We start from the raw sequence: 6,922 nt of genomic DNA, 5'->3' as shown, positions 1-6,922 counted from the left end.
GCCGAAGCCGAAGCCGAAGCCGAAGCCGAAGCCGAAGCCGAAGCCGAAGCCGAAGCCGAAGCCGAAGCCGAAGCCGAAGCCGAAGCCGAAGCCGAAGCCGAAGCCGAAGCCGAAGCCCGATCCCATGATATGCAGGCAGAACCGCCCAAACAGGAAACCACGCCCCGACGCGGTGGATTTCTGCCGGCCTTGATCGGCGGGGTGGTTGCCGCCGCGATCGGTTTTGCCGCCGGGCGCAGTGATTTGCTCTGGCCTGTCGGGTCGGACCCGTCCGAGGCCATTGCGGCGCTCGAGGCCAAGCTGTCCGGTCAGGCCGAGGAACTGGCCGCCTTGGGCAAGCAGCTGGCTGCAGCCCCGGACCCGACCGCCGAGATTGCCGCGCTGAGCGCCAAATTGGCGCCGATCGAAAGCGAGATCTCCACCATCAAATCCAGCCTCGACGCCCTGTCCGGCAAAATCGACCCGCTGGCCGAGCGGGTCGCCAAGCTCGAGGCGCGCCCATTGACCGAGGCGGCGTCGCCCGAAACGGTTGCCGCGGTCGAGGCCGAGCTGAAGAAACTGCAGGACTCTCTGGCCGGCCAACGCGCCGAGGTCGAAAAGATGGTGGCTGACGCCCAGGCGCAGGAAGCGCAGGCCAAGGCTCAGGCACAGGCGGCCGAAAACCTGGCGACGCTGGCCAAGATCCGGGGCCAACTGGACGCAGGTGGCCCGTATTCGGACCTTGTTGCCCAGTTGCAAGCCGGTGGTGTTTCCGTGCCGGATGCCCTTTCGGGACCGGCCGATGACGGCGTGGCCACCCTTGCCGATCTGCGCGATGGCTTCCCGCCCGCCGCCCGCGCGGCGCTGGCCGATGCCCGCGCGGCGGACAAGGGCACGGGCCTGATCGCGTTTCTGCAACGCCAGACCGGGGCGCGCTCGGTCACGCCGAAAGAGGGCAGCGACCCCGACGCCATCCTGTCGCGCGCGCAGGCCGCGATGGGCAAGGGCGATCTGGCGGCGGCCCTTACCGAGCTGGATGCGCTGCCCGAGGCCGCGAAACCGGCCATGGCCGAATGGATACAGGCGGCAAAGACCCGGCTGGAGGCCGAGACTGCCGTCAATGCGCTGGTTTCCGGCGTGAACTCGAACTGAAGGGCCTGTCATGCTGTGGTCATTGTTAAAGATCCTTGTTTTTGTAGTGATTGTCGGCCTGCTGGCGATGGGCGCCGGTTACCTGATGGAATCCAGCGGCGGCGTTCAGATCACAGCCTTGGGGCAGGAAATCACGCTCAGCCCGCTGCAATCGGTCATCGCGCTGGGGGTTCTGGTCTTTGCCGTCTGGCTGGGGCTGAAGCTGCTGGGCCTGCTGATCGCCACGCTGAAATTCATCAATGGTGACGAAACCGCCCTGTCACGCTATTTCGACCGCAGCCGCGAGCAACGCGGATACCAGGCGCTGGCCGACGGGCTGATGGCGCTGGCCTCGGGCGAGGGGCGCATCGCGCTGACCAAGGCCCGCAAGGCCGAGAAGCTGCTGAACAAGCCTGAACTAACCAACCTGCTGGTGGCCCAGGCGGCCGAGATGACCGGCGACACGAAAAAGGCGGCCGAGACCTACAAGAAGCTGGTGAGCGATCCGGCGACGCGTTTCGTCGGGGTGCGGGGCATTCTGAAGCAGAAGCTGGCCGAGGGGGACGAGGACACAGCCCGCAAGCTGGCCGAGAAGGCGTTGCAGCTGAAGCCGCGGCACGAAGAAACGCAGGACGTTCTGCTGAACCTGCAGACCAAGGCGCAAGACTGGGCCGGGGCGCGCTCGACCCTGACCGCCAAGCTGAAGGCGGGATACCTGCCGCGCGACGTCTATCGCCGCCGCGACGCGGTGCTGGCCCTGTCCGAGGCCAAGGACATTCTGGACGAGTCCGCCACCGTCGAACAGCAGGAGCGCGCGATTGAGGCCAACCGCCTGTCGCCCGATCTGGTGCCCGCCGCCGCGATGGCCGCGCGGGCCTATATCGCCAAGGGCAAGCCGCGCGCGGCGACCAAAATTCTGAAAAAGGCATGGGAGGCGCAGCCGCATCCCGACCTGGCCCATGCCTTTGCCGAGATCGCCCCGGACGAGACACCCGAAGAGCGGATCAAGCGCTTTGCCACCCTGACCCGCATCCACCCCGACCACGCCGAGACCCGCCTGATCCGGTCCGAGCTGAACATCGTAGCCGAGGATTTCCCCGAAGCCCGCCGTGTGCTGGGCGATCTGGTCGAGAAGGGCGCCGACGCGCGGGCCTATACGCTGATGGCCGCGATCGAACGGGGCGAGGGGGCGTCGGACGCGGTGGTTCAGGGCTGGCTGGCCAAGGCGCTGAACGCGCCGCGCGGGCCGCAATGGGTTTGCGAGAACTGCCACGACATCCATGCCGAATGGGCGCCGGTCTGTACCACCTGCCACAGCTTCGATACGCTGAGTTGGCAGAGGCCGAAAACGCCCGAGATTGCCACCGCGACCGGCGTTCACATGCTGCCGCTGATCGTGGGTGCGCTCGAGGATCAATCGAACGAGGTCGAGGAGGCCGAGATCGAAGATGCCGAAGCGCCAGAGGTCATCGAACCCGAGCCCGAGGGCGCGGCGGCACCGGACGAAGGCGGCGCAGAGCCGGTTCCTGAGAATACCGGCAAAACCGCCTAGCGGGCGGTTTCCACGTCGAAGGCGTCATTCCACAGGTTGAACAGTTCGGCCCGGCGGTTCGGGTCGCTGGCCACCAGCAGGGCGGGTGACAGGGGAATGAATCGGCGCGCGCTGGGCGCAAGGCCGGTTTCGGCCGCATCCATCCGCGCCACCAACCCCGATCGGGCCAGCAGATCCTGCGCCGTCGGCGACAGCAGGAAATCCAGCAGCCGCTGCCCGCCCGCGCTGTTGCCCGCGTTTCTCGGGATCATGAAGGCGCGGGACAGCACCAGCGTGTAATCCTCGGGCAGGATCACCCCAACCGCGGGGTCCTGCGCGTTGGCCACGTATGAGCCAAGCACGTTGTAGGCGATCAGGAACCGTCCCCGGGCCACGTCGCGGATGATCTCGGCCGAACAACAGGTGGCCACCGCGTCGATCCGGGCAAAGCCCTCTATCAACGAGCCAAAGGTGGTGGCCTCGAGACTGTCGCCATAGGCAAACAGGAAGCCCAGCCCCGAGGCCGCGATGTCATAGGTCGCTACCCGGCCGCGCAGCAGGTCGGGGCGGGTGCGCATCGCGTCCAGCAGGGCAAAGCGGCTGCGCGGCACCTCCAGATCGTCCAGACGGTCCTTGTTGTAGACGATGACGGCGGGTTCGGTGGTAATCCCCCACAGCTCGTCCCGCCAGCGCCGGGCCGGGGGCAGCGCCTGCGTCAGGGCCGAGCTGTAGCGATGGGCGCAGGCGGCATTGACCAGCCAGACCATCTGCTGAACGGCCGAGGAAAACACCGCATCCGCCGGGCTGTCGCCGGTCTTGCAGGCCGTCTTGCTGTGCTGGAACAGCGCGTTCGAGCCCCATTGTTCATAGGTGATGGTCAGGTCGGGGTTTTGCACCGCGAACTGCTCCATCACCGGGCGGATGATGCCGATATCCGTGGTCGAGCGCACCAGCAGGGGGGCAGGCCCGGTGCCGAATTCGGTCACCGCCTCCTGCGCTGCAGTGTGGGTAGCAGGCATCAGCAGACACAGGGCCAGCGGGATCAGAAACCGTATCATGCGCCTGTTCCTTCGGTGGCCGCCGGAAAGCTGAGCGATACGCGAAACCCGTCATCGGTGCGGGTCATCTCGACGGTGCCGTCAAAGGCCTCGGCGGTGGATTTGACGATCGACAGGCCCAGCCCGCTGCTGTCCTCGCCCGAGCCTGCGTTGCGGTTGAACCGGTCGCCCAGCCGGGCGGATACCGACTTGTCCGGCCCCGGGCCGCTGTCGCGCACCCACAGAACGGCGCGGCCACCGTCCAAGCTGGCCCCGATGCTGACCGGGGCCTTGCCGTGGCGTAGCGCGTTGCCCAGCAGGTTCTTGGTGGCTTCGCCCAGCGAAAACACATCGCCCCGCACCCAGACCGGGTCTTCCCCGATTTTCAGATGCACCTCGACGCCGGGGGCGATCACCTCGTGGTCGCTCTGCTCCAGCGCCTCGAGCGCCACTTCGCGCAGATCGACCGGCAAGCGCGGGGCGCTGTCGATGCGGTGGATGACCATCGCGCGCGACAAAAGCTGATCCAGTAGCGTGCCCAATGACCGGGTACGGGTCAGCAACCGGTCCAGCGCCCGGCGCCCGGCGGGGCTGTCGGGGTCGGCTTGGGCGATCTCTGCCTGCACCCGGATCGCTGCGACTGGGGTGCGCAACTGATGCGCGGTGTCGGCGATCAAGTTACGCATCGACAGAACCTGCCGGTCCAGCCGCCCCATGAACCGATTCATCGCCGCGATCATGACCTGCAGTTCGCGCGGCAGCCCGTCGCTGGCCACGGGCGTCAGGTCATAGGGGTCTCGGCGGATCAGGTCATCCGACATCGCCTCGAGCGGGTGCAGCGCCGAACGGGTGACGAACCACGACATGATCAGCAGCAACGCGCCGGCCACCGCCATCGGCAGCAGGGCATCCAGCATCAGGCCGGTGGTCATCGCGCCCCGAGCCAGCAAGGTCTGCCCGACCACGATTTCGACTTCGCCGGAAAAGTCCCGCTCGGCGAACAGGCGGGGCAGTCGGACGAACCGGGCCGGTTCCCCGTTCAGGTCGGCCGCGAAATACTGGGCCGACTGGTTGACGGGCTGCGGGGGCGCGATCACCGTGTCCGGGTCCAGCCCGGTGATAAAGCGCCCGTCGGGCCCGCGCACCGCGTAATAGATCCGGTCATCCGGGGCTTGGGCCAGCAGCTCAAACGCTGAAACGGGAAGGTCGACGATGGGCTGGCCGTCCTGGATGCGCACGGATTCGGCGATGTCGCTGGCCGCGCCCAGCAGCAGCCTGTCATAGGCCTGACGCGCCGCCAACCGGCCGTTGGCCCAGATCGACAGGCCGACCAGCACGCCGCCCAGAACAAGGATCAGCATCACCGCGCTCAGCACCCGGGCGGTCAGGCTGTGGGGCAGGGGCAGCCTAACCATGCAGGCCGATCCGGTACCCGACCCCGCGCTGGGTGGTGATGGCCACGCCGCTACCCAAGAATTTCTTGCGCAGCCGGGCGATATACAGCTCGATCGCGTTCACGCCCACATCGGCATCCTCGAACCCATAGAGCGAGTCGTACAGTCGCGCCTTGGACAGGAACTGCCCCTCGTGCCGGATCAGGGCGTCCAGCACGGCGGCCTCGCGCGCGGTCAGGTTCAGGCGTTTGCCGCCCAGCGTGGCGCTGCGGTCCTTGGGGGCATAGACCAGCGGGCCCAGCGTGATCTGCTCGCTCTTGCGGTCGGCGTCGCGGCGTACCAGCGCGCGCAGCCGCGCCTCGAGCTCGCGCTGGTCGAAGGGTTTGCCCAGGTAATCGTCGGCCCCTTTGTCCAGCGCGGCGACCCGGTCCTCGACCGCGGTCAGCGCGGTCAGCATCAGAACCGGCGTGCGGTCTCCGGCGGCGCGAATCCGGTCCAGAAAACCCAGGCCCGACCCATCGGGCAGATTGATGTCCAGCAGGATCGCGTCATAGGACTGGACCGCGCGGAAATCATGGGCCGCCTCGACCGAGGTCGCCAGATCGCACACCACACCGGACCGACCCAGATGGGCCACGACGCCCTCGGCCAGATCCTCGGCATCCTCGATCATCAATACACGCATGGCCTCCCCCGATCGCCCGTCGCACCGTGACAGGTTCGTGACAGCATTATTCGGTAAAGAAAACCAACCTGCAAGAAAGGGCTGCGCCACGCGGCCCCTGCGGGGATCGGTTTCGGCCGCACACAAGACGGCCAGAATGACCTGAGGAGGAGAACCGAATGAAACTGTTTGGAACCGGCGGCGTCGTAGCCGCCGCAGTCTTTGCCCTGACTGGCTTTGCCGCCAACGCGGCGGAATGCATCGCTCCGGCCAACCCGGGTGGGGGTTGGGACTTTACCTGCCGTCAGGTGGGCAAGTCGCTGCAGGATCTGGGCCTGATCGACCAGACCATGCAGGTGGTGAACCTGGCCGGTGGCGGCGGGGGCGTGGCCTTTGCCGAGGTGGTGAACAAGCGCAATGACGACAACGAACTGATCGTCGCCGCAAGCGCCGCAACCGCAACTCGTCTGGCCCAGGGCGCCTATCCGGGGAACACCATGGATCAGGTCCGCTGGCTGGCCGCGATCGGCGCCGATTATGGCGTGATCGCCGTGGCTGCCGACAGCCCGGTCAATACCCTGCCCGAGCTGCTGGACCAGATCAAAGCCGACCCGTCCTCGGTTTCGGTCGCGGGCGGCTCGGCCGTGGGCGGCTGGGACCACCTGAAGGTGCTGATCGCGGCCAACGCCTATGGCATCGACGATGTCCGCTCGGTCAAATACATCGCGTTTGACGGCGGCGGCGAGGCGGTGACCCAGCTACTGGCCGGCTCGGTCCAGGCCTTCACCGGCGATATCTCCGAGGCCAAGGGCTTCGTGGATTCCGGCGACATCAAGGTGATCGCTGTTCTGGCGCCTGAACGTCTGCCCGGCGAATTCGCCGATTTCCCGACCGCCAAGGAACAGGGTGTGGACGCTATCGGTGCGAACTGGCGCGGTTTCTATGCCCCCGGCGGCATGTCGGACGAGGCCTACAATGACTGGGTGTCCAAGATCGGTCAGCTCTATGCCTCGGACGAGTGGAAAGAAGTGATGGCCGCCAACGGCCTGGCCCCGCTGGACCTGCAGGGCGAAGACTTCCAGAACTTCGTCGCTGACTCGGTGGCCCAGATCCAGGCGATCTCGAAAGAGATCGGGATCATCAAGTAACCGCACCACTCACGTGCAGGCGGGTGCCGCAACCGTGT

The 6,922-nt window shown here is 66.8% G+C and carries 6 protein-coding genes; 3 read left to right on the top strand and 3 right to left on the bottom strand.

Annotated features, from left to right (window positions below; genetic code table 11):
* Both AC2FMM_RS08480 and AC2FMM_RS08475 read left to right on the top strand, forming a co-directional pair.
* Positions 1-1,131, top strand: a 1,131-nt coding sequence (locus AC2FMM_RS08480; protein WP_496796318.1) for a COG4223 family protein, incomplete at its 5' end; no start/stop codon positions are given.
* A 10-nt stretch (positions 1,132-1,141) separates the two neighbouring features.
* Positions 1,142-2,662 (top strand): heme biosynthesis protein HemY, encoded by a 1,521-nt coding sequence (locus tag AC2FMM_RS08475; protein ID WP_496796317.1) that lies wholly within the window; start codon positions 1,142-1,144, stop codon positions 2,660-2,662.
* Here AC2FMM_RS08475 and AC2FMM_RS08470 read toward each other — a convergent pair.
* From AC2FMM_RS08470 to AC2FMM_RS08460, 3 genes are read right to left on the bottom strand one after another with little or no spacing between them, the layout of a single operon-like run.
* Positions 2,659-3,699 (bottom strand): ABC transporter substrate-binding protein, encoded by a 1,041-nt coding sequence (locus tag AC2FMM_RS08470; protein ID WP_496796316.1) that lies wholly within the window; start codon positions 3,697-3,699, stop codon positions 2,659-2,661. The genes AC2FMM_RS08475 and AC2FMM_RS08470 overlap by 4 nt on opposite strands.
* Positions 3,696-5,093: a sensor histidine kinase gene (locus AC2FMM_RS08465; RefSeq protein ID WP_496796315.1), complete on the bottom strand. Its 1,398-nt coding sequence runs from the start codon at positions 5,091-5,093 to the stop codon at positions 3,696-3,698. The genes AC2FMM_RS08470 and AC2FMM_RS08465 overlap by 4 nt, the downstream gene beginning before the upstream one ends.
* The gene (locus AC2FMM_RS08460) at positions 5,086-5,757 is read right to left on the bottom strand and encodes a response regulator transcription factor (RefSeq protein WP_496680140.1); all 672 of its coding nucleotides are present in this window, start codon (positions 5,755-5,757) and stop codon (positions 5,086-5,088) included. Before AC2FMM_RS08460 ends, AC2FMM_RS08465 begins: the two co-directional genes overlap by 8 nt.
* Before the next feature lie 158 nt (positions 5,758-5,915).
* On the opposite strand from AC2FMM_RS08460, the gene AC2FMM_RS08455 reads away from it, so the two are divergent.
* Positions 5,916-6,884, top strand: coding sequence for a Bug family tripartite tricarboxylate transporter substrate binding protein (locus AC2FMM_RS08455; RefSeq protein ID WP_496680139.1), 969 nt, complete (start codon positions 5,916-5,918; stop codon positions 6,882-6,884).
* Positions 6,885-6,922 lie beyond the last annotated feature (38 nt).

It is taken from the genome of Ruegeria sp. BHSC043, assembly GCF_059612985.1.
The sequence above is the reverse complement of the archived record's forward strand: the minus strand, read 5'-3'. Positions and strand labels throughout refer to the sequence as shown.

Bases quoted from the DNA above. Each gene is read 5' to 3' on its own strand.
- AC2FMM_RS08475 (WP_496796317.1), top strand. From the start codon at position 1,142: ATGCTGTGGTCATTGTTAAAGATCCTTGTTTTTGTAGTGATTGTCGGC.
- AC2FMM_RS08470 (WP_496796316.1), bottom strand. From the start codon at position 3,699: ATGATACGGTTTCTGATCCCGCTGGCCCTGTGTCTGCTGATGCCTGCT.
- AC2FMM_RS08465 (WP_496796315.1), bottom strand. From the start codon at position 5,093: ATGGTTAGGCTGCCCCTGCCCCACAGCCTGACCGCCCGGGTGCTGAGC.
- AC2FMM_RS08460 (WP_496680140.1), bottom strand. From the start codon at position 5,757: ATGCGTGTATTGATGATCGAGGATGCCGAGGATCTGGCCGAGGGCGTC.
- AC2FMM_RS08455 (WP_496680139.1), top strand. From the start codon at position 5,916: ATGAAACTGTTTGGAACCGGCGGCGTCGTAGCCGCCGCAGTCTTTGCC.